Annotated in this window: 20 protein-coding genes and 1 tRNA gene; 10 read left to right on the plus strand and 11 right to left on the minus strand. The window is 72.9% G+C overall.

Annotation, left to right across the window (positions count from 1 at the left end; translation table 11 throughout):
- Positions 1 to 183: 183 nt before the first annotated feature.
- The 5 genes from ABZW14_RS16805 to ABZW14_RS16825 form a co-directional block, all read right to left on the minus strand.
- Entirely contained in the window at positions 184 to 3,765 is a 3,582-nt protein-coding gene (locus ABZW14_RS16805) for an adenylate/guanylate cyclase domain-containing protein (protein WP_355346618.1), read from the minus strand.
- Complete coding sequence (locus ABZW14_RS16810) at positions 3,762 to 4,589, minus strand: MBL fold metallo-hydrolase (protein ID WP_355346621.1); 828 nt, start codon at positions 4,587 to 4,589, stop codon at positions 3,762 to 3,764. Before ABZW14_RS16810 ends, ABZW14_RS16805 begins: the two co-directional genes overlap by 4 nt.
- 118 nt (positions 4,590 to 4,707) lie before the next feature.
- Complete coding sequence (locus ABZW14_RS16815) at positions 4,708 to 5,169, minus strand: RidA family protein (RefSeq protein WP_355346624.1); 462 nt, start codon at positions 5,167 to 5,169, stop codon at positions 4,708 to 4,710.
- 4 nt (positions 5,170 to 5,173) lie between these two features.
- Positions 5,174 to 5,329, minus strand: a complete 156-nt coding sequence (locus ABZW14_RS16820) for a DUF4177 domain-containing protein (RefSeq protein WP_013289021.1) — start codon at positions 5,327 to 5,329, stop codon at positions 5,174 to 5,176.
- A 62-nt stretch (positions 5,330 to 5,391) separates the two neighbouring features.
- Positions 5,392 to 5,841 (minus strand): hypothetical protein, encoded by a 450-nt coding sequence (locus ABZW14_RS16825; protein ID WP_355346628.1) that lies wholly within the window; start codon positions 5,839 to 5,841, stop codon positions 5,392 to 5,394.
- A gap of 335 nt (positions 5,842 to 6,176) precedes the next feature.
- Between ABZW14_RS16825 and ABZW14_RS16830 the strand changes: the two genes are divergently transcribed.
- Genes ABZW14_RS16830 through ABZW14_RS16840 form a run of 3 tightly spaced genes read left to right on the plus strand, consistent with a single transcriptional unit; the run spans position 6,177 to position 8,965 of the window.
- A complete protein-coding gene (locus ABZW14_RS16830; protein WP_355346631.1) occupies positions 6,177 to 6,758 on the plus strand; it encodes a hypothetical protein in 582 nt (193 codons plus the stop codon).
- A 26-nt stretch (positions 6,759 to 6,784) separates the two neighbouring features.
- Positions 6,785 to 7,759, plus strand: a complete 975-nt coding sequence (locus ABZW14_RS16835; RefSeq protein ID WP_355346634.1) for an ArsA-related P-loop ATPase — start codon at positions 6,785 to 6,787, stop codon at positions 7,757 to 7,759.
- A 54-nt stretch (positions 7,760 to 7,813) separates the two neighbouring features.
- Positions 7,814 to 8,965: an ArsA-related P-loop ATPase gene (locus ABZW14_RS16840; protein ID WP_355346637.1), complete on the plus strand. Its 1,152-nt coding sequence runs from the start codon at positions 7,814 to 7,816 to the stop codon at positions 8,963 to 8,965.
- A gap of 25 nt (positions 8,966 to 8,990) precedes the next feature.
- Here the strand turns inward: ABZW14_RS16840 and ABZW14_RS16845 are convergent, their stop codons facing one another.
- Complete coding sequence (locus tag ABZW14_RS16845; RefSeq protein WP_355346640.1) at positions 8,991 to 9,311, minus strand: WhiB family transcriptional regulator; 321 nt, start codon at positions 9,309 to 9,311, stop codon at positions 8,991 to 8,993.
- A 402-nt stretch (positions 9,312 to 9,713) separates the two neighbouring features.
- Between ABZW14_RS16845 and ABZW14_RS16850 the strand changes: the two genes are divergently transcribed.
- Complete coding sequence (locus tag ABZW14_RS16850; RefSeq protein ID WP_355346644.1) at positions 9,714 to 12,164, plus strand: transglycosylase domain-containing protein; 2,451 nt, start codon at positions 9,714 to 9,716, stop codon at positions 12,162 to 12,164.
- Positions 12,165 to 12,227: 63 nt separating this feature from the next.
- Here ABZW14_RS16850 and ABZW14_RS16855 read toward each other — a convergent pair whose 3' ends face one another.
- The gene (locus ABZW14_RS16855) at positions 12,228 to 12,683 is read right to left on the minus strand and encodes a GatB/YqeY domain-containing protein (RefSeq protein WP_355346647.1); all 456 of its coding nucleotides are present in this window, start codon (positions 12,681 to 12,683) and stop codon (positions 12,228 to 12,230) included.
- A gap of 25 nt (positions 12,684 to 12,708) precedes the next feature.
- On the opposite strand from ABZW14_RS16855, the gene ABZW14_RS16860 reads away from it, so the two are divergent.
- From ABZW14_RS16860 to ABZW14_RS16875, 4 genes are all read left to right on the plus strand, one after another.
- On the plus strand, positions 12,709 to 13,602 hold the full coding sequence (locus ABZW14_RS16860) for a metallophosphoesterase (protein WP_355346649.1): 894 nt from the start codon (positions 12,709 to 12,711) through the stop codon (positions 13,600 to 13,602).
- 127 nt (positions 13,603 to 13,729) lie between these two features.
- A tRNA-Pro gene (locus tag ABZW14_RS16865) sits at positions 13,730 to 13,806 on the plus strand.
- 263 nt (positions 13,807 to 14,069) lie between these two features.
- Positions 14,070 to 14,594 carry a hypothetical protein gene (locus ABZW14_RS16870; RefSeq protein WP_355346652.1) on the plus strand — a complete coding sequence of 175 codons (525 nt, stop codon included), beginning with the start codon at positions 14,070 to 14,072 and terminating at the stop codon, positions 14,592 to 14,594.
- A gap of 178 nt (positions 14,595 to 14,772) precedes the next feature.
- Positions 14,773 to 15,876 (plus strand): ionic transporter y4hA, encoded by a 1,104-nt coding sequence (locus ABZW14_RS16875; RefSeq protein WP_355346655.1) that lies wholly within the window; start codon positions 14,773 to 14,775, stop codon positions 15,874 to 15,876.
- A gap of 100 nt (positions 15,877 to 15,976) precedes the next feature.
- Here ABZW14_RS16875 and ABZW14_RS16880 read toward each other — a convergent pair whose 3' ends face one another.
- A complete protein-coding gene (locus tag ABZW14_RS16880) occupies positions 15,977 to 16,450 on the minus strand; it encodes a hypothetical protein (RefSeq protein WP_355346658.1) in 474 nt (157 codons plus the stop codon).
- Between the two features lie 110 nt (positions 16,451 to 16,560).
- Here ABZW14_RS16880 and ABZW14_RS16885 point away from each other — a divergent pair, with 110 nt between their 5' ends.
- Entirely contained in the window at positions 16,561 to 17,841 is a 1,281-nt protein-coding gene (locus ABZW14_RS16885) for an MFS transporter (RefSeq protein WP_355346660.1), read from the plus strand.
- Between the two features lie 69 nt (positions 17,842 to 17,910).
- Here the strand turns inward: ABZW14_RS16885 and ABZW14_RS16890 are convergent, their stop codons facing one another.
- On the minus strand, positions 17,911 to 19,650 hold the full coding sequence (locus ABZW14_RS16890; protein ID WP_355346663.1) for a bifunctional metallophosphatase/5'-nucleotidase: 1,740 nt from the start codon (positions 19,648 to 19,650) through the stop codon (positions 17,911 to 17,913).
- 284 nt (positions 19,651 to 19,934) lie between these two features.
- Between ABZW14_RS16890 and ABZW14_RS16895 the strand changes: the two genes are divergently transcribed.
- Positions 19,935 to 20,738, plus strand: coding sequence for an alpha/beta hydrolase (locus ABZW14_RS16895; protein WP_355346666.1), 804 nt, complete (start codon positions 19,935 to 19,937; stop codon positions 20,736 to 20,738).
- Between the two features lie 285 nt (positions 20,739 to 21,023).
- Here ABZW14_RS16895 and ABZW14_RS16900 read toward each other — a convergent pair whose 3' ends face one another.
- Both ABZW14_RS16900 and ABZW14_RS16905 read right to left on the minus strand, forming a co-directional pair.
- Positions 21,024 to 22,328, minus strand: a complete 1,305-nt coding sequence (locus ABZW14_RS16900) for a hypothetical protein (RefSeq protein ID WP_355346669.1) — start codon at positions 22,326 to 22,328, stop codon at positions 21,024 to 21,026.
- Between the two features lies 1 nt (position 22,329).
- Positions 22,330 to 22,842, minus strand: a complete 513-nt coding sequence (locus ABZW14_RS16905) for a SigE family RNA polymerase sigma factor (RefSeq protein ID WP_355346672.1) — start codon at positions 22,840 to 22,842, stop codon at positions 22,330 to 22,332.
- Positions 22,843 to 22,927: the final 85 nt, after the last annotated feature.

Here is a 22,927-nt window from a genome sequence, read left to right on the forward strand (position 1 = left end):
CGTCGGCGTGGACGGCCCTCGCCCCCACGCTAACCGCCCCCTACGACGGACACATCCCCGGAACCGGCAGAACCGGCGGCGGGATCAACTCCCGGCGAGACGGACGCGCCGGCGGAATCAGCTTCCGGCGAGACGGACGCGCCGGCGGAATCAGCTTCCGGCGAGACGAACGCGCCGGCGGAATCAGCTTCCGGCGAGACGAACGCGGAGGGCGTCGGCCACGGCCCGTTCACTGCGCTGCTCGGTGGCGTACGCCAGCCGCACCGCCTCCTCGGCGCTGGCCAGCGCCTCGGCCGGACGGCCGCAGGCGGCGAGCGCCTCGGCCAGCACCATCCGCGCGACGACCTGGCTGCGGACGTCCTCGGCCGGGGCGGACACCGCCCGCTGCGCCCAGTCCAGCGCCTGTTCCCGCTGGCCGTGGGCGAGCAGCGCGGACGCGTAGCGGGCCATGGTCTGCCGGCGGGAGAAGAGCAGCGACGGGGTGTTGGCGGCGGTGGTGGCCACCGGGGCGAGCAGCCCGACCGCGGTCGCGGAGTCGCCGGCGGCGAGCCGGGCCATGGCGAGGAGCACCCGGGGCGCGACCTGGGCGGGCGCCTGCGGGTTGTGCGGTTCCACGGTGGTCAGCACCGACCGGGCCTCCCGCTCGGCCGTCTCGGCGTCACCCATGTCCAGTGCCACGAAGCCGCGCAGCGTCCCGGCCATCCCGGTGAGCAGCGGGTGCGCCGTCCGGTCGGCGTACGTGAGGGCGTCGGTGACCAGGTCGGCGGCATGTTCCGGCTCGCCCAGGCCGCGCGCCACCACCCCGCGCACGACCAGCGCGAAGCCCTGCCCCCAGTCGTCGCCGACCTCGGCGAAGTCCCGGTACGCGCGGCGCGCCGCCCGGTCCGCCTCGCCCAGCTCGCCCAGCTCCGCGGTGGCGTACGCCTCGACGGCACGGAGGGTGCCCACCGCCCACGCCTCGCCGACCCGCTCGCCGAACGGCAGGAACACCTGCGCCATCCGGCACGCCTCGCGGAGCCGGCCGGCGAGCAGCCGGGCGAACGCGGTCGTGCCGCGCAACCAGGCCCGCCCGTACGGGTCCTTCAGCTCGGCGAAGAGCCGGGCGGCCCGGCCGAGCACCGCGTCGGTGCCGGCGAAGTCGCCCCGGGTGGTGGAGACCCAGGCCAGGTTCTGCAACGACCAGGCCTGCCCGCGCGGGTCCTTGGCGGCGAGGCTGACCTGGTAGGAGGCGGCCAGCCGGCTGCTCGCCTGGCCCAGCCGGCCGGCGATGAAGTCGGCCATGCCGAGCCGGCGCATCGCCGAGGCGCGCATGGTCGGCAGGTTGGCCGCCGTGGCCACCTGCAACGCCTCCTGCCAGCTCCGCTCGGCCCGGGCGGCGTCACCCAGCGTCTGGTGGGCCTGCCCGGCCAGCAGCAGGGCGCTGGTCCGGGTGGCCGCCGCGTCCCCGGCGTTGGCGGCGATCTTCTCGGCGAAGGCGAGCGCGTCGGCCGGGCGGCCGATCTGGAGCAGCGCCCGGGCGTGCACCACCCGGTCGGCCATCGGCAACCCGTCGCGGGCCAGTTCGGCGGCGCGTTCGGCGTACTCGACGGCCATCGCCGGCTCCCCCGACCGCAGGGCGCGGCGGGCGGCCCGCCCGAGCGCGGCGACGCCGAGCGGTGCCACCGCCCGGGCCGGCGCGTCCGGCCGGAGCTTGACCGCGTCGGCGAGCGCGGCGGCCCGCTCGACGTGCTCGGCGACGAAGTCGTCCCGGGCGGACTCGGTGAACCCGCCGGGCGGCACGGCAGTGCCTTCGGCGCTCTCCGGGGCGGCCCAGCGGGCCAGCGCGGCGTGCCGCTCGGCCAGCTCGGCCTTGCTCACCCCGGCGTACGCGGCCTCCCGCATCAGCGGGGTGGCGAAGGCGAACCCGGTGCGGGTGCGGTGCAGCATGCGGCGCTGCAACAGTTCCTCGACGGCCCGGTCCAGCTCGACCGCGGCCACCGCGGCGGGCCGGCCGTCTCGCCCGACGCGCTGCTCGCGCAGCGCCTCCAGCGCGCCGTCGGGCACGGTGTCGCCGACGACCGCGGCGTCCCGCAGCACCGAGCGGGCGTCCGGCGGCAGCGCGTCGATACGCGCCGCGAGCACGGCCGCCAGGTCGCGGGAGAGGAGCCGGCTGCCCAGCGAGCCGGGCGCGAGCCGCCAGCCGACGTTGGCGTCCCGCCCCGGGCCGGCGGTCAGCGCGCCGCGCTCCATGAGCAGGGTGACCAGCTCGGCCAGGTAGAACGGGTTGCCCTGAGCGGTGGCGAGCAGCCGGTCCGCGTCGGCGGACGACAGCTTGCCGCCGCCCAGATAGCTGGTGAGCAGCCGGGACGCGTCGGCGCCACGCAGCGGGGGCAGCGCGTGCACCTCGGCGTCCGCGACCCGGGTCAGCGCGCCGGCGGTCCGCACCAGCTCGGGCCGGCCGAGCAGCAGCACAAGCACCGGGCCGCCGAGCCGGTTGAGGGTCAGCGCGAGCGCCTTGATCGTCTCGGCGGTGGCGTCATGCAGGTCGTCGACCACGATCACCAGCGGCGCCTCCCGGGCGAGCGCGCTGAGCAGCTCGGCGACCGCGTTGGGCACCGCCTCGGCGTCCGGCGGCGGCGACGCCGCGTTCCACTCGCCGTTCTCGGTGGCGGCGGGCAGTTCGGCGTACCCGAGCAGGGCCAGGAGCTGGTCCACGGCGAGCGGGGGCACCTCGCCGGGGAGCCGGCCGAGGCGCTGCCCGAGCCGGCGCAACCGCTCCTCGACGGCCGGACGGGTGAGCGCGGTGGCGGCGTCGTTGGGCAGGCCGACGGCTGCCCGGACCAGGTCGGCCAGGGGGGCGAGCCGGCGCCGCTCGCCGAACGCGGCGCAGCGGACGGAGAGCACCCGGGCGCCGGTGTGCGCGGCGTACCGGCCGGCGCCGACGTCGTAGCCGGCGGCGAGGCGCTCCACCTCGGCGGCGAACCGGGACTTGCCGATCCCCGCCTCGGCGGTCATCAGCAGCACCCGGGGCTCGCCCCGGTCGATCACCTCGGCGAGCCGGCCGGCGACCCGGCCGATCTCGGTCTCCCGGCCCACGAAGGGCGCCTCGTCGCCGAGGCCGGACCGGGTGCCCGGCGCGTCCAGCAGGCCCAGCAGCTCGTACGCCTCGACCGGCTCGCGCTTGCCCTTGAGCCGCAGCGGGCGCAGCGCCCGCCAGGAGGCGACGTGCCGGGTGGCGGCTGAGGTGCGGGCGCCCGCGTAGATCGCGCCCACGGCGGCGGCGTCGGCGAGCCGGGCCGCCGTGTTCACCGTGTCGCCGATGACCGTGTACTCGATCGCGGCCTGGATGCCGGCGATCACGTCGCCGGTGTTCAGCCCGACCCGCAGGCCGAGCGGCGCGCCGCCGCCCCGCTCGTCGTCGAGCACCCGCCGGACCGCCCGCTGCATGGAGAGCGCGGCCCGGACGGCACGCTCGGCGTCGTCCTCGTGCGCCACCGGCGCACCGAAGACCGCCATGATCCCGTCGCCGGTGAGCTTGTCGACGTGGCCGCCGAAGGTCTTGACGGCGCCCGCCAGGGCGGCCAGCACCCGGTCGGTGACCGCGCCGACCCGTTCCGGGTCCAGGTCCTCCGACCAGGAGGTGAAATCGGAGAGGTCGCCGAAGAGCACGGTGACCACCCGCCGCTCGGCGGCGGGCAGCGTGGCGGCCGCCGGCAGCGCGGCGCCGCAGTTGTGGCAGAACCGCGCGCCGGGCACGGCGACGGTTCCACACACCGGGCACGTCACGGCTGCTCCAACCCCGCACCCCCGGCGCCGGATTCCCGGGGCGTCACCCCGAGGTACTCCAGCTGGGCCCGGACCGACCACTCGGCGGCCCACCACAGGGACCGGTCGACGTCCGCGTAGACCCGCTCGACCACCTCCGGCGCGGTGGTCGCGCCCGCGGCGACCGCCGCGCGGACCTGGTCGAGCCGGGCCCGCCGGTGGGCCAGGTAGAACTCGGCCGCCACGCCGCAGTCGGCAAGCGCCGGGCCGTGTCCCGGCAGCGCCGGGATCCCGCGGTACGTGGCGAGCACTTCCAGGCTCGACAGGTAGTCGCCGAGGTGCCCGTCCGGGTGGGCGACCACGGTGGTGCCCCGCCCCAGGATGGTGTCGCCGGTGAGCACGACGCGCTGGTCGCCGTGCCCGACCAGGAAACAGACCGAGTCGGCGGTGTGCCCGGGGGTGGACAGCAGGCGGATCTCCAGGCCGGCGTCGAGCGCGGTGTCCGGGGTCAGCGGCGTGCCGCCCACGGTGTGCGCCGGGTCGACGGCGAGGACCGGCGCCCCGCCGAGCAGCTCACTGAGCCGCGGCGCGCCCTCGGTGTGGTCGGCGTGCCCGTGGGTGATCAGCACGAAGCCGACCGGGCCGTGCGCGGCGAGCGCGGCCAGGTGCTCCTCGTCGGCCGGACCGGGGTCGACCACCACGGCCCGCTCGGCGCCCGGGGCGCGCAGCACCCAGGTGTTCGTGCCGTCGAGCGTCATCGGCCCCGGGTTCGGGGCGCGCACCAGCGTCACCCACCCCGGCAGCTCGTCCGCGAGAGCCCCTGCGGCTCCGGTCACAGCGCCCATGGCAGCGATCGTACGACCCCGCCCGCCACTCCCCGCGATCTTGCGGTGCCACCAGGGGTTATGTCCCCTTGCGGGGGCGTCTGCCCACCGGCATCCGCAAGATCGCGGGTGCGCGGCGTCAGGCGACCTCGACGATGACCTCGACCTCGACGGGGGCGTCGAGCGGAAGCTCGGCGACGCCCACCGCACTGCGCGCGTGCCGGCCGGCCTCGCCGAAGACGGCGCCGAACAGCTCGGAGGCGCCGTTGACCACGGTGGGCTGGCCGGTGAAGCCGGGCGCGCTGGCCACGAAGCCGGTCAGCTTCACGATCTTGACCACGTTCTCCAGCCCGACCAGCGAGTCGATCGCGGCGAGCGCGTTCAGCGCGCACCGCTGCGCCAGGTCCTTCGCCTGGTCGGCGGAGACGCCGTTGCCGACCTTGCCGGTGGCGAGCAGCTTGCCCTCGGCGAGCGGGAGCTGGCCGGAGACGTAGACGTGCTGCCCCGACTGGACGGCCGGCACGTAGCTGGCCAGCGGCGACGCCACCTCGGGCAGGGTCAGGCCGAGTTCCGCGAGCTTCGCGTGCGGTCCGTTGCTCATCGCCTCAGCCCTTCGGACGCTTCAGGTAGGCGACGAGCTGCTCCGGGTTCGGGCCGGGAACCACGGAGACCAGCTCCCAGCCGTCCTCGCCCCAGTTGTCGAGGATCTGCTTGGTCGCGTGGACCAGCAACGGGACGGTGGCGTATTCCCACTTCTGCATCGGGTGAAGGCTCCCTTGCCTGGCATGGACTTCGGTCAGGCACAGCCTACGGTCCGGCGCCGCTACGGGGACGCGGGACGCTGGTCGGGCGCAGCGGGCGGTTCACCGCAGGGGCCCTCGTGCTCGTACCGCTGGGGGCACCGGGTGCGGTCGGGCAGCAGCAGATCGCAGAAGACCCGGTGGCGGTTGTTCTGGTCGTCGGCCGTGGAGACCGTGGTCTCGCCGGCGTCCAGCTCGCCGAGGAAGCCCAGCGAGGTGGCCACGGTGCCGGCGAGCGCGGTGGCCGCCGCCAGGTCGGGGACGCGGACGGGCAGGTGGATGACGTAGCCGGGCTCCTCCTCGTCCCGGCTCCGCCCGGCCGGCCGGACCAGGACGCGGAGCACCTCCGCCGGCGGGCGGTAGGACCGCTCGTTGACCGGCCCTCCCGCGCCGGGCCCCTCGGCGTCGCCGGGCCGGCCCGCCCGTTCGCCGGGGGGAAAGTGGGCTCGGGGAATGTTCTCCGCGTCGCGCATCCAGCTGCCTCCGGGCCTCGTGCCTGTTCACCGTCACCATCCGGCTCGGAAACGTCGCCGGCCGGGCCCCCGCCTCGCGACGAACGTAGGACCTGCGGCAAGTCCCGACAACGGGACGCGCACGCCCGGCCACGTGGAGTCACATATGCGACACATCGTCGATCGGGAGAGCGGCGGCGGCTTCACGTCCGGCGCGGGGCGTACGCGGGGCTGGCAAGCCGCCCGCCGACCGCTACCCTTCCGGTCTGGACGAGCCACCCCGCGCTCGCCCGCCACGCTCGATCACGTGTCCGTCGCCTCGGGCGGCGTCGGCGCGCCGCACCCCGGGGGAAGACATGACCCAACCGCCCATCGGTGGCGCCGCCGGCTCGCCCGGTGGTCCCGCCCACCCGGAGCCGCCCGCCGGCGCCACGCCGGCCCCCGGTGCCCTGCCCGCGCCCGGCTACCCGCCGTACCCCCAGCCGGTGGCTCCGAAGAAACGGCGCGGCCTGCTGATCGCCTCGATCGTGCTGGCTGCGGCGATCCTGCTCTGCGGTGGTGGCGCCACCGCCGCGTTCCTCACCCTGCGGCAGGCCGAGGACGGCCAGGGCGCCAAGGAGCCGGCGGTCGCGGTGGACGGCTTCCTCACCGCGGTCTACAAGGACCAGGACCCCCGCGCGGCGGCCACCTTCGTCTGCTCGTCGTCACGCGACGACAAGAAGATCGCCGCCAAGGTCGCCGAGGTGCGGAAGTACGCCGGGCAGTACCAGAACGCGCGGTTCCGGTGGACCACCCCGAAGGTCGACAACCAGACCGGGGACCGCGCCACGGTCAGCACCCGGGTCACCATGACCACGGCCGACGAGAAGGTGGCCGACCAGGAGCTGCGCTTCACGGTGGTGCGGAAGACGGGTTGGTGGGTCTGCGAGGTCGCGTGAGCGCGGCGGCTGGTTAGGCTCGACGGGTGGCAGCGACTGAGCAGCCGGCCGAGTCCGCCGGCAGATGGCCGGCCCGCCTGCACGTGGTGACCGGCAAGGGCGGCACGGGCAAGACGAGCGTGGCGGCGGCGCTGGCCCTCGGGCTGGCCGCCGGCGGCCGGCGCACCCTGCTGGTCGAGGTGGAGGGGCGGCAGGGCATCGCCCAGCTCTTCGGCACCGACCCGCTGCCCTACGAGGAGCGGCACCTGACCGACGCCCCGGGCGGCGGCGAGGTGCGCGCCCTGGCGGTGGACGCCGAGGAGGCGCTCCTCGAGTACCTGGACATGTTCTACAAGCTCGGCGCGGCCGGCCGCGCGCTGCGCAAGCTGGGCGCCATCGACTTCGCCACCACCATCGCCCCGGGCCTGCGGGACGTGCTGCTCACCGGCAAGGTCAAGGAGGCGACCACCCGGACCAGCGGGCAGCGCCGCGCGTACGACGCCGTGGTGCTGGACGCGCCGCCGACCGGCCGGATCGGCCGTTTCCTCAACGTCACCGCGGAGACCGCCCGGCTGGCCAAGGTCGGCCCGATCAAGACCCAGAGCGAGGGGGTCTCCGCGCTGCTCCGATCGCCGATGACCGCGGTGCACGTGGTCACGCTGCTGGAGGAGATGCCGGTCCAGGAGACCGTCGACGCGATCGCCGAGCTGACCAAGCTCGGCTTCCCGGTCGGCCGGGTGATCGTGAACGGGGCCCGGCCCCCGGTGCCGGCCGGCCGCACGGTGACCGGCGCCGAGCTGAAGCGCGGGCTGGCCGCCGCCGGCCTGCCGACCGACGCGCGGACCGTGGCCGGCCTCGCCGCCGAGGCCCGTGACCAGCAGGTACGCCGGGAGCTGGAGGATTCGCTCCGCGCCGAGCTGGTGGAGCTGGGTCTTCCCCTGACCGAGCTGCCGCTGCTGCCCGGCGGGGTCGACCGGGCGGGGCTGGAGACGCTGGCCGAGACGCTCGTCCGGGCGGATTGACTCACACCTGCGGCCGGCACGGAGCAGAGAGACCCTCGAGACCGATACGCTCGATTGGTGCCTTCCGAAGACGCGGCGCCACCGCTGGACGTCGACCAGATCCTCGCCGATCCGGGCGTACGGATCGTGGTCTGCTGCGGGGCGGGCGGAGTGGGCAAGACGACCACCGCGGCGGCCCTGGCGTTGCGGGCGGCCGAGCAGCACGGCCGGCGGACGGTGGTGCTCACCATCGACCCGGCCCGCCGGCTGGCCCAGTCGCTCGGCCTGACCGAGCTGGACAACACCCCGCGCCAGGTCAAGGGGATCGACGTCGAGTCCAGCGGCGGCCAGCTGCACGCCATGATGCTCGACATGAAGCGCACCTTCGACGACGTGGTGCTCCAGCACACCGATCCGGCGAAGGCGGCGGAGATCTTCGCCAACCCCTTCTACCAGGCCATGAGCTCCACCTTCGCCGGCACGCAGGAATACATGGCCATGGAGAAGCTGGGCCAGCTGCACGCCCGGGGCGAGTGGGACCTCATCGTGGTGGACACCCCGCCGTCCCGCTCGGCGCTCGACTTCCTGGACGCGCCGGCCCGGCTCTCCCGCTTCCTCGACGGGCGGATGCTGCGGCTGCTGCTCGCCCCGGCCCGCAGCGGTGGGCGGAGCATGTTCAGCCTCGTGACGGCCAGCTTCGGGATGTTCTCGAAGGTCGTGCAGAAGGTGATCGGCGCGCAGTTGCTCACCGACCTGTCCGGCTTCGTCGCCGCGCTGGATTCGATGTTCGGCGGTTTCCGGCAGCGGGCCGAGCAGACGTACCGGATCCTTCAGGCCCGGGAGACGGCGTTCCTGCTGGTCGCGGCGCCGGAGCCGGACGCGGTCCGGGAGGCCGCCTACTTCGCCGGCCGGCTGCGTGCCGAGCGGATGCCGCTGGCCGGCCTGGTGCTCAACCGGGTGCACCGGCCGGCGGTGCCGGACCTGTCCGCGGCGGACAGTCTGGCCGCCGCGGAGCGGCTGGCCGGTGCGGGCGGGCACGAGGGCACCGCCGAGGTGCTGCGGGCGCACGCCGCGCTGGCCCAGCAGGCGGCACGCGAGGAGCAGGTGGCGGCCCGGTTCACCGGTGAGTTCCCGGCGGTGCCGGCGGTGTCGGTGACGGCGCAGCCCGCCGACGTGCACGACGTCGACGGGCTGCGGACGATCGGCGAGGCGATCAGCCGGCGCTGAGCGGCGCGGCCGACCGGCGCGTCGGTCAGTTGGCCGTGGTCACGAGGACCTTGTCCCGGCCGGCCTTCTCCTTGGCGTTCTTCCTCATGGCCGCCTCGAACATCTTCCGCCAGCTGGTGACCTGCGGGTGACGCCGCAGCAACGCCCGGCGTTCGCGTTCGGTCATGCCACCCCACACGCCGAACTCGATCCGGTTGTCGAGCGCGTCGGCCAGGCACTCGTACCGAACTGGGCAGCTCCGGCAGATCCTCTTCGCCACGTTCTGTTCGGCGCCCTGTACGAACAACGCGTCCGGGTCCCCGTTCTGACACGCCGCCAGTGACGGCCAGTCAGTGATCATGCCCATCTGTACACGTCCCCCCTTGCAGTACCTACCGACTTCGCGCGACCAGCCGTCGAATTCCCCCCGGTCGTCCGGGCCGGCCTCCCCAGGGCGGCGCGGACGACGTGTGGCTGCTGTCGCCGCCACCATCATGCTGTGTAGTCGCCTGATTACGCAACGTTGTCGGCGAAATCCATCATTCCGGACACTCCCGGCTTCCCGGGCTTTCGCCCGCCGTCTACCCCGCCGGAGTGGGTGAAAACGCTGCGCCACTCCCCCGTTCGGAGGAGACTTCTGCCAGGTTTCACGCAACCACGCACCGGGGTTCGTGCGTTTAGCACAACGAGGCCGGCGCGCGCAGGAAATGGGGAAACTTCCCCGCGCGCCCCTCGTTCCCTACTCGCGTACCCTGTCGAGGTGACCTGGATGCGGAAACGTGACCACAACGTGCTGACCAACGCCGCATCGCTACTCATCTGTGGCCTGTTGGCCGGCGTGGTGGTCGCAGCGGCGGCCTTCCCCGCGGTGGCGATGTCCGGACTGGCCGCCAAGGCCGGCGCCGAAACCTTCGGGGCGCTCCCCACGGAACTGACGGTGGCGCGGTCTCCGCAGATCACCTACCTGATGGCGTCCGACGGCAAGACGCCGCTGGCCACCATGTACGACGAGAACCGGCGCGACGTGAAGCTCAAGGACATCGCGCCGATCATGCAGAAGGCCATCGTCGCGGCCGAGGACCACGACTTCTACAAGCACAACGGCGTGGACCTCAACGGCGTGGCCCGGGCGTTCGTCAACAACCAGTCCGGGACGAACTCGCGGCAGGGCGCGTCGACGCTCACCATGCAGTACGTCCGCCTGGCCATCTCCTACTCGGCCACCCACCCGGCCGACGTGGTCGCGGCGACCGAGGACACCAGCGCCCGCAAGCTGCGCGAGATGCGCTACGCGCTCCAGATCGACAAGGAGCTCTCCAAGGACGAGATCCTGGAGCGCTACCTGAACATCGCGGCCTTCGGCAACGGCGCGTACGGCATCTACGCCGCCAGCCAGGTCTACTTCAACAAGCCGCCGAGCAAGCTCGACATCCAGGAGTCGGCGTTGCTCGCCGGTCTGGTGAAGGCGCCGACGGCGTTCGACCCCACCACCACGGGCGGCTATCAGGACGCGGTGGACCGGCGCAACTACGTCATCGACAACATGGTGCAGATCGGCGCCATCACGAAGGAGCAGGCCGACCAGGCCAAGCAGATCAAGCTCAGAGTGGCGAAGAAGCGCACCCCGAACGGCTGCGTCGCCACCAACACCCGCTCCTGGGGCTTCTTCTGCGACTACTTCTACCGCTGGTGGCTCCAGCAGGAGACCTTCGGCTCCACCTCCTACGACCGGGAGCGGCGGCTGAAGAGCGGCGGCTACACCATCACCACCACGCTCGACGTGCAGGCGCAGAAGGGCGCCGACAAGGCGGTCCGCAACCAGTTGAGCGAGAGCAGCACGGCGGCCCGGATGGTGGCCGTCGTCGAGCCGGGCAGCGGCCGGGTCCGCGCCATCGCGGTCAACCGCAACTTCAAGCTCGACGACCCGGACCATCCGCAGAACAAGATTTCCAGCGACCCGAAAAAGGCCAAGAAGAAGATCCGGGGCAGCCGGCCGAACACGGTCAACCCCCTGATCAGCGGTGGCGGCGGCATCACCGGCTACCAGGCCGGCTCGACCTTCAAGATGTTCACGCTGGTGGCGGCCCTGGAGAAGGGCTACCCGCTCAGCTACACCATCAACGCCCAGGAGCAGTTCAAGTCGGAATACATCATCGACTCGGGCAACCCGGCCGCCTGCAAGGGCACCCACTTCTACTGCCCGCAGAACGCCGCGAAGTCGATGGCCGGTGTGCACAACATGTGGAGCGCCTTCGGCGCTTCGGTCAACACCTTCTTCGTGGAGCTCCAGCAGCGGGTCGGCGCGGAGAACGTGGTGAAGGCCGCGCAGAAGCTCGGCATCACCTTCCGGGCGTCCAACGACGCCGCGTTCGCCGCGAACAAGGACGCCGCGCACCAGTGGGGCGCGTTCACCCTGGGCGTCTCGCAGACCACTCCGCTGGAGCTGGCCAACGCGTACGCCACCCTGGCGGCGGACGGGAAGTACTGCGAGCCGATCCCGGTGCAGGAGATCCGGGGCCCGGACGGCGACAAGCTGGACATCGCCAACCCGCACTGCGAGCAGCGGATCAGCACCGAGGTGGCCCGGGCCGCCGTGGACGCGGCGCGCTGCCCGGTGGGTGACCACTCGTCGACCTCGAAGTGCAAGAACGGCACCGCGGGCAACGTCCGCGGGATCGTCAACGCCCCGGTGGCCGGCAAGTCCGGCACCACCGACGGGGACAAGACCTCGGCCCTGGTCGCCATGACCAAGCAGTACGCGGTGGCCGGCATCGAGGCTGACCCGGACTGGCCGCAGACCACCCAGCGGATGCGGCACAACGAGGTGCCGTGGGGCATCAACCCGGCGGTCTACCAGACGCTGCGGGACGCCATGAAGGGCAAGGAGCGAATCAACTTCACCCCGCCAAGCGGGAAGATCATCGAGGGCGACCAGCGCTCCATCCCCGGTGTGAAGTGCGAGTCCATCGACACCGCGAAGTCGCGGCTGCGCAGCGCCGGCTTCGAGCCGGTGGTGGCGAGCCAGAAGACCCCGTCGGAGTGCCCGGAAGGCACCGCGGCCGGCACCAGCCCGGACGGGCGCACCATCAAGGGCGGCGTGGTGACCATCGAGGTCAGCGCCGGCGGCGGCCAGCCGAAGCCCGGCACCGGCACCGGTCCCGGCGGCCCGGTGGTCCCGCCACCGCCCAACCAGGGCCGCCCGGGCCGACCGCGCGGCTGACCCCGGTAACGCCAGCGGGCGGGCACCCCACCGGGTGCCCGCCCGCTTCGTCGTCGGATGCGGTCAGAGACCGAGCTGGCGGCGTACCTCCGCGGCGACCCGGCCGCCCTCGGCCCGGCCCGCCACCGCGGACTGGGCCGCCTTCATGGCCGGGCCCATCTGCGCCTTGCCGGTGAAGCCGCCCGCGCCGAGCGCTCCCGAGACCAGCTCGGCCAACTCGTCGTCGGAGAGCTGCTTGGGCAGGTAGCGCTCCAGCACCTCACCCTCGGCGGTCTCCTTGCCGGCCTGCTCCGCGCGACCCGCGTCGGCGAAGGCGGTGGCCGCCTCGCGGCGCTTCTTCGCCTCCTTGGTCAGCACCGCGAGCACCTCGTCGTCGCTCAGCTCGCGCTTCTCCCGGCCGGCGACCTCGGCGTTGCCGACGGCCGCGAGGGCCATCCGCAGCGTGGAGGTGGTCAGCTCGTCGCGCGCCTTGAGGGCGGCGCGCATGTCGGCGGTCAGGCGGTCCTTCAGCGTGCTCATGGACGGTCAAACTACCCTGAACGCCATGCGAAAGCGCACACTATTCCGGCTCGCGGCCGGGACCGTCGCCGCCGGGGCGGCCACCCTGGCGTACGCGTCGCTCATCGAGCGCAACATGTTCACCCTGCGCCGGTACGACGTACCAGTGCTTCCGACCGACGCCGAGCCGCTGCGCGTACTGCACCTGTCGGACCTGCACATGATGCCCGACCAGCGGCGCAAGCAGGACTGGGTGGCCTCGCTGGCCGCCCTCGACCCCGACCTGGTGGTGGTCACCGGGGACAACATGGCTCACCCGGACGCGGTGCCCGGTGTGCTGCGCGCCCTGCAACCGCTGCTCGACCTGCCCGGCGCCTTCGTGTTCGGCTCCAACGACTACACCGGGCCGGTGCTGAAGAACCCGTTCACCTACTTCCTGCCCGACCGGGAGTACACCGAGGGCGTGCCGCTGCCGTACGAGGAGCTGCGCGACGTCTTCATCGGCGCCGGCTGGGTGGACCTCAACAACGCGCGGACCACCCTCAAGGCCGGGGGCCGGGAGATCGAGCTGGTCGGCGTGGACGACCCGCACATCGAACGCGACGACTACCCGGTCGTGGCCGGGCCGGTCAGCGCGGGCGCGGCACTCTCCATCGCCCTGGCCCACTCCCCGGAACCAGCCGTGCTGGACCGGATGGCCGCCGACGGCTTCGGGCTCCTGCTCGCCGGGCACACCCACGGGGGACAGGTCTGCGTGCCCGGCTACGGCGCGCTGGTCACCAACTGCGGGCTGCCCCGGTCGATGGCGCGCGGGCTGCACCGCTGGCCCGGCTCCGACTCCTGGCTGCACGTCTCGGCCGGCCTGGGCACCCACCCCACCGCGCCGGTGCGCTTCGCCTGCCCGCCGGAGGCGAGCATCCTCACGCTGATCCCCCGCTGACCGCAGATCCTGGTACGACACGGCCCCCACCGGGGCCGGCAGCTACCGAGATCTGCGGGCAGGTCGGCGCGGGGGGATACCGAGTTTGACCATCGGACCGGGTGGGCTACTATTTGTCGGCACGCCTCGGGGTGTGGCGCAGCTTGGTAGCGCGCTTCGTTCGGGACGAAGAGGTCGTCGGTTCGAATCCGGCCACCCCGACCAGAGGTAACAGCAGGTCAAGGCCCCTCCACGGAGGGGCCTTGATTCATTTCTCAAGGTCACCGCTCCTCCTGAGGCAGCGAGGAGGCAACAACCGAGGCGGGCGCTCTGCGATCCCGGTCACGTGCCGAGTTCACACCAGCGCCCGTCGGCGCGGACAGGAGCGCCGAGCCTTGCGGGAGAATCGCCGGCTGGATGTCCCGGAGCTGCTCCGCGAGGCAGCCTCTCGCGTCCCCGCATCAGCGACGAGCAGCACTGGCTGGACGGTGGCCGATGCGAACGAGTACCTCGGGCACCACGACTGGAGGGCGGCACTGGACGTCCTCACTGAGCTCGGGGATGCCTACGCGGCCGAAACCCCGTTCTGGGAGCTGTGCGCCCAGGCCGCCCAGGGGATGCAGCTCGACAGTGTCGAGCGGTGGTGTCACTGGCGCCGGTTTGAAGCCCTTCACGGCGTTGTCCGCGCGGACCTTCAGCTCGTCGAGGCCACTGCTCCGGGCGGCAGGCACACGCCCATACCAGGCGATGGCCGCCTGCGACCGCTGTGGGACATCGGCGACGTGACAGCTGCCGGCAGCCCTGACCTGTACGTCGCGCGCATCTGGATCGAGGGCGGGTCGGATCTCAAGCCCGGCGAGCGTGGTGCTGTTCGTCTGGCACCACTGAGCCCGGAACGCTGGCGACGTCTGACCGCCGGCGAAGTGATCAGGATGCACGGGCGGATGCCAGTGGCCGGCACAGCAACGATCACCGAGGCCACGTTTCCCCAACGGCTCCAGACCACCACCTGACGGTTGCCACGCCTGGCTGTCACGCAGGTCCTGAGACCGATCCCCGGGTGCGGCCGCTTGGCATGTCGTGGGCTCAACTGTGGCCCGGCTCACCACAGAACCTGGCATGACCGGATCCCAGACGTCCGGGCACGGGCGGTTGATCAATCTTCCTGGCAAGGTTGATGCCATGGCCGCCATGATCCGATCCCGTCTGACCGATTGGACCACCCTCCTACCCCTGATCGCGGTTGTCGTGCTCGCGGCCACCTGGGATCGGAAGCTGTCCGGCCCTCTCGTCATCCTGGTGGCCGCGCTGCTCGCCGGCGCGGTGCTGGCGGCCGTGCACCACGCCGAGGTGGTGGCGCACAAGGTCGGCGAGCCGCTGGGTTCGCTGGTGCTCGCGGTGGCGGTCACCGTGATCGAGGTCGGTCTGATCGTCACGCTGATGATCAGCGGTGGCGACAAGACGCAGGCGCTGGCCCGCGACACCGTCTTCGCCGCCGTGATGATCACCTGCAACGGGATACTCGGCCTGTCGCTGCTGCTCGGCGCGCTGCGCCGGCGGGTGGCGGTGTTCAACCCGGAGGGCACCGGCGGGGCGCTGGCCACCGTGGCCACGCTCGCCACTCTCAGCCTGGTGGTGCCCACTTTCACCACGAGCCGGCCCGGCCCGGAATTCTCCCCGGCGCAACTCGCCTTCGCGGCGGTCGCCTCGCTCGCCCTGTACGGCTTGTTCGTGATGGTGCAGACCGGCCGGCACCGTGACTACTTCCTGCCGGTGACGCAGGAGGGCAGCATCATGCCCGAGGACGCCGACGGCGACGGGCACGCCGACCCGCCGTCCACGCGTACCGCCCTGGCCAGCCTGGTGCTGCTGGTCGTGGCCCTGGTCGCGGTGGTCGGGGACGCGAAGAGCGTCTCCCCGGCGATCGAGGCGGGCGTCGAGGCGGCGAACCTGCCGCAGGCGTTCGTCGGCGTGGTCATCGCCCTGCTGGTGCTGCTGCCGGAGACCCTCGCCGCCGCCCGGGCGGCCCGCCGGGACCGGGTGCAGATCAGCCTCAACCTGGCGCTCGGCTCGGCCATGGCCAGCATCGGCCTGACCATCCCGGCCATAGCGCTTGCCTCGATCTGGCTGGAGGGTCCGCTGCTGCTGGGGCTGGGCGGCACCCAGCTGACGTTGCTCGCGCTGACCGCGGTGACCGGCGTACTCACCGTGGTGCCGGGCCGCGCGACCGTTCTCCAGGGCGGGGTGCACCTGGTGCTGCTCGCCGCGTTCGTCTTCCTCGCCGCCAGCCCGTGACCGCCACCGGCCGGTGACCGCCACCCGCTCCGTGACCGTCGCCGGTCCGTGATCGCCACCGGGCCGTGGCCGTCGGCGGCCCCGGGCGTCGCCGAGGGCGTCAGTCGTGCAGTTCGGTGCGGGCCACCTCGGCGAACGCGGCCGACAGGTAGTCGGCCAGGGGCCGGCCGGTGGCCGCCAGCAGGTCGGCGACGAGCAGCGGGGCCTGCCGGGCGATAGCGGCCGGAGCCGGCGGCGCGTCGTCGTCGCCGGGGTCGTAGACGCCGAGCGCGCTCGCCAGCAGCACGAGCAGCACGTGCGGGTCGACGTCGGGCCGCCAGGTCCCGTTCGACCGGACACACCGCTCCAGCACCTGACGGACGTCGTCGCCGTCCAGCCCGTCCGGGTGGCTCTCCTCGAGCAGCAACCGGACCACGCCGCCGAGCACCAGCCCGGCCCGGTCCGCGGCGGCGAGCCGCTCGACCGCCGGCTCGTACGCCCCGGCGTCCCGGGCCTGCGCGGCGCCGACAGCCTCGGCGGCGGCCTGGGCGATCTCGCGGGCCGGGGCGGGCAGGTGGCGCCAGGTCGTCGTCACCGGGCCAGCATGGCAGACGGCGTTAGCTTCCTCACCCGCCGGCTCTGCCCAGCGCATAACCGGCCCAAATCCGTTCGCGGGTCGTCGTACCCGGCACGAAGAATGCAGCCATGCTGCGCCGCGCCCTGCCCGCCCGTCCCGAAGCCCGCCGCCTCCTGATCGGCACCCTGCTGTCGGCCGTCGGGCGCGGCCTCACCCTGCCCTTCCTCTTCATCTACCTCACCGACGTACGCGGGCTGAGCGACGCCCGGGCCGGCCTGGTGATCGGCTGGTTCGGCGCGGTGACGCTCGCGCTGTCGCCGCTGGGCGGCACGCTGATCGACCGGTTCGGCGCGCGCCGGGTCGTGCTGCCCTGCCTGGTGATCGAGGCGCTCGGCACCGGCTCGCTGGCCCTGGTCGACTCGACGGCCTCGGCGTTCGGCGTGATGACGCTGATCGCCGTGGGCAGCTCGGCGATCTGGGCCGGCCAGAACACGATCCTCGCCTCGCTCACCGGCGACGGCGAACGGCAGCGGGTGTTCGGGTTGAACTTCGCCCTGCTCAACCTGGGCATCGGCGTGGGCGGCCTGATCTCGGGCGCGGTGGTCGACGTGGCCCGGCCGGCCACCTTCCAGGCCATCTACCTGCTGGACGCGCTGAGCTACCTGATGCCGGGGCTGATCCTGCTCACCCTGCCGCACGTCGGCCACCGCCTGGTCGGGGGCGGGGCGGCCGACGCCGCGCCGAAGGCCGGGGGCTACCTCACCGTGCTGCGGGACCGGCCGTTCCGCCGGCTGGTCCTCTTCGGCCTCGTCCTCACCACCTGCGGCTACGCGCAGGTCGAGGTGGGCTTCGCCGCGTACTCGGTGCGGGTGGTGGAGGTGTCGCCCCGGGTGGTGGCCTGGGCGCTCGCCGGCAACACCGTGATGATCGTGGTCGCCCAGCTGCTGGTGATCCGGCGGATGGAGGGCCGGAGCCGGACCGGTGCGCTCGCCGCGGTGGGCGCGGTCTTCGCGGCCGCCTGGCTGGTCCTCGGTGCGGCCGGCGTGGTCGGCACGGGCAACGCGCTGCTCGCGGCGCTGGGTGTGGTGGCCTGCTCGGTGATCTTCGGGTTCGGCGAGACGATGCTGTCGCCGGTGATGCCGGCGCTGACCAACGCGCTCGCCACCGACGAGCTGCGCGGGCGCTACAACGCCATGAGCTCGATGATCTTCGGGATCAGCGGGGTCATCGGCCCGGTCACCGCGGGCCCGCTGATCGGCGCGGCGCACGGCCGGCTCTGGGTGGCGGTCGTGGTGGGCGGGTGCCTGACCGCCTCGGTGCTGGCCCTGTCGCTGCGCCGGCTGCTCACCAGCGCCCAGGACGGCCGCGTCGCCGCCGTCGTCCGGGAGCCGGAGCCCGCGCACGCCTGAGCACTGTCGCGGCACGCGAACGGGCCCCGGAGCATCCGCTCCGGGGCCCGTCGTCGTACGGGTCGGCCGTCAGGCGGCCGGGACCTCCGCGGTGGTCTGGATCCGGTCCAGCGCCGGCGCGGAGACCGGCGACTTCTCGGTCAGGTACGCGGTGAAGGCGTCCAGGTCGATCATGCCGGTGACGGCGTTCGTGCCACCGGTGAGGACGCTGAAGCCGTCGCCACCGCCGGAGAGGAAGTTGTTCACCGTGACCCGGTAGGTCGCCGTGTCGGTGACCGGGGCGCCGTTGATGGTGAGGCTGCCCCGGACCACCCGGGTGCCGCTGCACGGCGAGGCGACCGGCGCGGTGGTGCCGTTGACGTCGACGACGTAGTGCACGGTCGAGGACGCGTACAGCACCTTGGCGGTGGTGAACTGCTGCTCCAGCAGGCAGTAGAGCTGCGCGCCGGTCAGGTCCAGGGTCACCAGGTTGTTGGCGAACGGCTGGACGGTGAACGCCTCGGCGTAGGTGACCGGGCCGGCGTCGAGGTCGGCGCGGACACCACCGGGGTTCATGAACGCGGCGACCGCGTTCTGCTCGTTGTCGGTGGCGGCGAGCTGGGCGTCGGCGATCACGTTGCCGAGCGGCGACTCACCGGTCTGGTACGTCGGCTTGCCGTTGGCGTCGACCCCGGTCTGGTACAGGTTCTCCTGGGTCTTGGTGATCGCGCTCGTGGTCTCGCCGACCACCTTGTCGGCCACCGGGCCGAGGGCGGTCTTGTAGTGGTTGATCAGATCGGTGGTCGCCGGGTCCTTGGCGACGTCCCGGGTGACCACGACGTTGTTCGCGCTGGCGCTGACGATGTCCTTGGTCCGCCGGTCGATCTTCAGATCGATGTCGGTGACCAGCCGGCCGAACGAGCTGGCGCTGGTGACCAGCTTGCCGTTGATGTTGCAGTTGTACGCGGCGTGGGTGTGCCCGCTGACGATCACGTCGATGGCGGGGTCCATCCGGTTCGCGATGTCGACGATCGGGCCGCTGAACCCGGTGCAGTCGTTGATGCCGCCGCCGTTCTGCACGCCACCCTCGTGGAGCAGGACGACGATCGACTGCACGCCCTGGGCCTGGAGGATGCGGGCGTACTTGTTGGCGGTGTCCGCCTCGTCGGCGAAGGACAGGCCGGCGACGCCCTGCTGGCTGACGATCTGCGGGGTGCCCTCCAGGGTCATCCCGATGAAGCCGATCTTGACGCCGTCGATCTTCTTGATGCCGTACGGCGGCAGCAGCGGCTTGCCGGTGGCGGTCTTGAAGGCGTTCGCCGACAGGTACTGGAAGTCGGCGCCCTTGAACGGGGTGCCGTCGCCGCAGCCGTCGACCGGGTGGCAGCCGCCGTTCTGCATGCGCAGCAGCTCGGTGGCGCCCTCGTCGAACTCGTGGTTGCCGACGCTGGTGAACTCGAGCCCGGCGAGGTTCATCTCCTCGATGGTGGGCTCGTCGTGGAACGCGGCGGACAGCAGCGGGGAGGCGCCGATCAGGTCACCGGCGGCGACCGTGACGGTGCGCTCCCGCTCCTCCTCGGTGGTGCCGCGCAGCATGTTCAGCTGGGTGGCCAGGTATTCCGCGCCACCGGCGGTCTTGCCGTCGATGGTGCCGCTGGACCCGGTCGGCGGCTCGAGGTTGCCGTGGAAGTCGTTGATCGCCAGCAGCTTGACGTCGACCGGCTTCGGGTCGGCCGCGGCCTGGTTGGGGTTGACGGCGACCGCGGTGAACGCGGTCGCGGCGAGTGCGGCCAGGCCGACGGCGGCCCGGCGCATCCCGGGGACGGACATGGAACTCCTCGTGAGACTCGGCGCGTGGCTGTCCGGGCGATGGTTCGCACCGGTGACCCTGGACGTGCCGTGACAGGGGTCGATCGCGGATGACGGCGGTCGGGGGACGCCGCCTGCCGAAGCAAGCTTGCCACCCGTCAAGCGATCGGTCGACCGGGGCAGTCCATCTCAACCGTGGATACCGAGGGCAACCTGCACCGGTACGCCCGACTAGTCGGACATGACCGGCGGGTGAATTCCTTCATGCCCTGCCGCTGTCGGAGGTATGGACTAGGAAAGTAGCCATGGAGTCGAGCGGCACCAACTGGACGGTGGACTCGGTGCGATCCACCGACGGCACCACGATCACCTACGAGACGGCCGGCGAGGGGCCGCCGATCATCCTGGTCGGCGGGGCGTTCAACGACCGGAGCACGACCAGGCCGCTGGCCGCCGCACTCAGCGCCGACTTCACGGTCTACGGCTACGACCGCCGGGGTCGCGGCGACAGTGGCGACACCGGACCCTACGCGGTGCAGCGCGAGATCGAGGACGTGGCGGCCCTGACCGACCGGGCGGGCGGCGGCGCCCACCTCTACGGCCTCTCCTCCGGCGCGATCCTGGCCGTGTACGTGGCGGCCGAGGGGGTTCCGGTCACCGGGCTGGCGCTGTTCGAGCCGCCGTTCCAGGCCGGCCCGCACGGCGGCCGGAAGCCGGGGCTGGCCGAGCGGTTGAGCGAGCTGGTCTCGGCCGGCCGGCGCGACGACGCGGTCGCCCTCTTCCTGACCGAGGCGGTCGGCGTGCCCGAGGAGGCGGTCGGCGGGATGCGCGACGCCCCCGAATGGGGCTGGATGACGGGGCTGGCACACACCCTGGCCTACGACACCACGGTCACCGGCTACGGTGGCCTGCCCGCCGACCGGCTCGCGGCGATCGCCGTGCCCACCGTGGTCGTGGACAGCACCGGCAGCCCGCCGTGGCTGCGGGACGCCGCCGGGGCGACCGCCGAGGCGATCCCCGGGGCCACCCACCTCAGCCTGCCGGGCGGTTTCCACGAGGTGCCGCCGGAGGTACTGGCCCCCGCACTGCGCGACGCCCTGCTCGGCTGAGTTCCGCGGACCGGGCGGAGCCGGGAAAGTCCCGCATCTACGCCCACGGCGCCGGCTCCCAGGGACCAGGGAGCCGGCGCCGTGCGCGGGGCGGACCAGCAGGAGGGTGCGGCGCCTGCTGATCCACGATCAGGCGGCGGTCGAGGCCGGCCCCTTCATGTCACGTGGAGAACCTTGCTCGCGCAACCTTCCCAGAGGTAAATACATCCGCGGACGAGCCGAAGGCGACCGATCGGTGGTCAACATCTGCCGGTCCGCCGGTCGTATCCGGCCGAAGGCCTGGCCTCATCGGCAGCGCCAGACCGTCGGCACATCCTGGTCGGCTCGCCGGGAACCGGGATCAGCGGGATGCACCGCTCCATGGATGGTTCCCGCGTCGTCGATCAGAAGCGGCTGCGGGCCGTACTCGGGGTCCGCGCCGGCGGGTAGAGGGACGGAGCGTGTGGTGCCGTCCCGATCGACCAGCTTCCAGCCCTGGCCCGGAACGCCGGCCAGGACCCCGCCGTCCGGCCTGGCGACGACGGAGAAGTGATTGCGGGTGTCCAGGCCGTGGTAGACGATAAGCTCCCCGGTACGCAGGTTCAACACCGCCGGTGGAGACTTCTCCCCCGCGCCGGGGATGATGCCGGCCACCCAGTCGCCGCGCATCGGCAGCTGCTCGAACCGCATACTTCCCGGGCTCCAACCGGCCGGGACGGGCCGCAGGGCGCTGCTTCCGTCGGCCCGCAGGAAGCGGATCTCCGCCGGCACCTTCACCCCGGCCGACGGTTCCGGAACGAACCAGACGACGGTGCCGTCGGCAGTCCAGCCGATGACCCGACCGCGGTCGGGTCCCCTGAGGATCCGCGGTGGTCCCTCCGAGCCCGCCGGCCAGACCACCGGCGTGCTGCCGCGACCGACCGCGCTGCTTATCCCCAGGATGTCACCGCGGTCGTTCACGGCCAGCGGAAGGGTCTGGTCGTATCCCGGGGGAGGGCTCAGGTGCCTCAGCCTCCCGTCCCGATAGACCCAGGAGACCCGGGATTCGTCATCCTGGCGTCGGCTCGTGCCGACGACGACGCCGGAGGCGTTCACGGCGTTCACCGTGGCGCCCCGCACCTCGGGCAGGTCGATGAGGGAAGGCCTCCCCCGGTCCCAAAGCAGAAGATAGGACCGCACCTGCTCGACCGCCTTGTTGCTCACCTCGGCCCGCCCGGCCAGGACGCGGCCGCTGGGATCGGCGGCGGACACCCGGGGGAACCACGCCTCCTCCGGCACCGGGTACTGCTCATACCTGCACGGGGCAGCGGCGCCAGCAGCGATGTCGACGGTGACCGGCACCAGGGTCGCGGTGGGCAGGATCTCCGGCGGACGGTCCGTGACCTGACTCAGGCCGCGGTCGTGCCCACTCCGGCCGACGACCACCGTCGAGCCGAGTCCCACGACCAGCACCGCCACCGCCGCCAGCCCGACGGTGAGCCGGCGACGCCGACGCTCCGACCGGCGTCCGGCGTCCAGCACCGCACCGACGTCCACCCGGCTTGGCGGCACGTGCGCCTGGGTCAACGTCCGACGGACGAAGCGGCTCGCCCGCTCCTCGTCCCAGGTCATGTCATCCCCCCGCTCGCTGGTCGGTACAGGCTTCGAGGTCCAGGCGGCGGCGCAACGCCGCCAGCCCTCGTGAGGTGTGGCTCTTGACGTTGCCGGTGGAGCAACCGAGCACGTCGGCCACCTCGGCGACGGAGAGATCGCAGGCGAACCGCAGCGTCAGGACGGCCCGCTGGGCCGGTGGCAGCCCGGCAAGAAGGTCACGGACTGCCTCGCGGTCCTCGATGCCGGGCGCCCCGGGGACCGGCCGGTCCGGCGTCTCCGGCACCAGCCGGATCCGGGACCAGCCGCCGCGCCGGTCGTCGAGGTAGGTGCGCACCAGCATCCGGCGGACGTACGCGTCGGTGTTGTCCGCGCCGGCCGCTCGCCGCCAGTGCCGGTACAGCTTGGTGAGCGTGGTCTGCACGATGTCGTCCGCCTGATGGGGATCCCCGCACAGCAAGTACGCGGTGCGGTACAGCGCGGGCAACCGCACCGTCACATACCCCACGTACTCCGTCTCGTCCTCGGCCCGCATGCCGCTCCTCTCCGGGACTCTCCGCACCTGGGACGGACGCACCCGCGAGCCGGGTTGCATCGGGACAATTCACCCCTGGACCGGA

Source organism: Micromonospora sp. NPDC004551 (genome assembly GCF_040609975.1).
In the GTDB taxonomy this organism is placed as follows: Bacteria; Actinomycetota; Actinomycetes; order Mycobacteriales; family Micromonosporaceae; genus Micromonospora.

Coding starts and splice junctions, on each gene's coding strand:
- ABZW14_RS16875 (WP_355346655.1), top strand. CDS start 14,773: ATGATCCGATCCCGTCTGACCGATTGGACCACCCTCCTACCCCTGATC.
- ABZW14_RS16850 (WP_355346644.1), top strand. CDS start 9,714: ATGCGGAAACGTGACCACAACGTGCTGACCAACGCCGCATCGCTACTC.
- ABZW14_RS16825 (WP_355346628.1), bottom strand. CDS start 5,841: ATGCGCGACGCGGAGAACATTCCCCGAGCCCACTTTCCCCCCGGCGAA.
- ABZW14_RS16820 (WP_013289021.1), bottom strand. CDS start 5,329: ATGCAGAAGTGGGAATACGCCACCGTCCCGTTGCTGGTCCACGCGACC.
- ABZW14_RS16845 (WP_355346640.1), bottom strand. CDS start 9,311: ATGGGCATGATCACTGACTGGCCGTCACTGGCGGCGTGTCAGAACGGG.
- ABZW14_RS16890 (WP_355346663.1), bottom strand. CDS start 19,650: ATGTCCGTCCCCGGGATGCGCCGGGCCGCCGTCGGCCTGGCCGCACTC.
- ABZW14_RS16900 (WP_355346669.1), bottom strand. CDS start 22,328: ATGACCTGGGACGAGGAGCGGGCGAGCCGCTTCGTCCGTCGGACGTTG.
- ABZW14_RS16860 (WP_355346649.1), top strand. CDS start 12,709: ATGCGAAAGCGCACACTATTCCGGCTCGCGGCCGGGACCGTCGCCGCC.
- ABZW14_RS16810 (WP_355346621.1), bottom strand. CDS start 4,589: ATGGGCGCTGTGACCGGAGCCGCAGGGGCTCTCGCGGACGAGCTGCCG.
- ABZW14_RS16855 (WP_355346647.1), bottom strand. CDS start 12,683: ATGAGCACGCTGAAGGACCGCCTGACCGCCGACATGCGCGCCGCCCTC.
- ABZW14_RS16895 (WP_355346666.1), top strand. CDS start 19,935: ATGGAGTCGAGCGGCACCAACTGGACGGTGGACTCGGTGCGATCCACC.
- ABZW14_RS16815 (WP_355346624.1), bottom strand. CDS start 5,169: ATGAGCAACGGACCGCACGCGAAGCTCGCGGAACTCGGCCTGACCCTG.
- ABZW14_RS16885 (WP_355346660.1), top strand. CDS start 16,561: ATGCTGCGCCGCGCCCTGCCCGCCCGTCCCGAAGCCCGCCGCCTCCTG.
- ABZW14_RS16905 (WP_355346672.1), bottom strand. CDS start 22,842: ATGCGGGCCGAGGACGAGACGGAGTACGTGGGGTATGTGACGGTGCGG.
- ABZW14_RS16830 (WP_355346631.1), top strand. CDS start 6,177: ATGACCCAACCGCCCATCGGTGGCGCCGCCGGCTCGCCCGGTGGTCCC.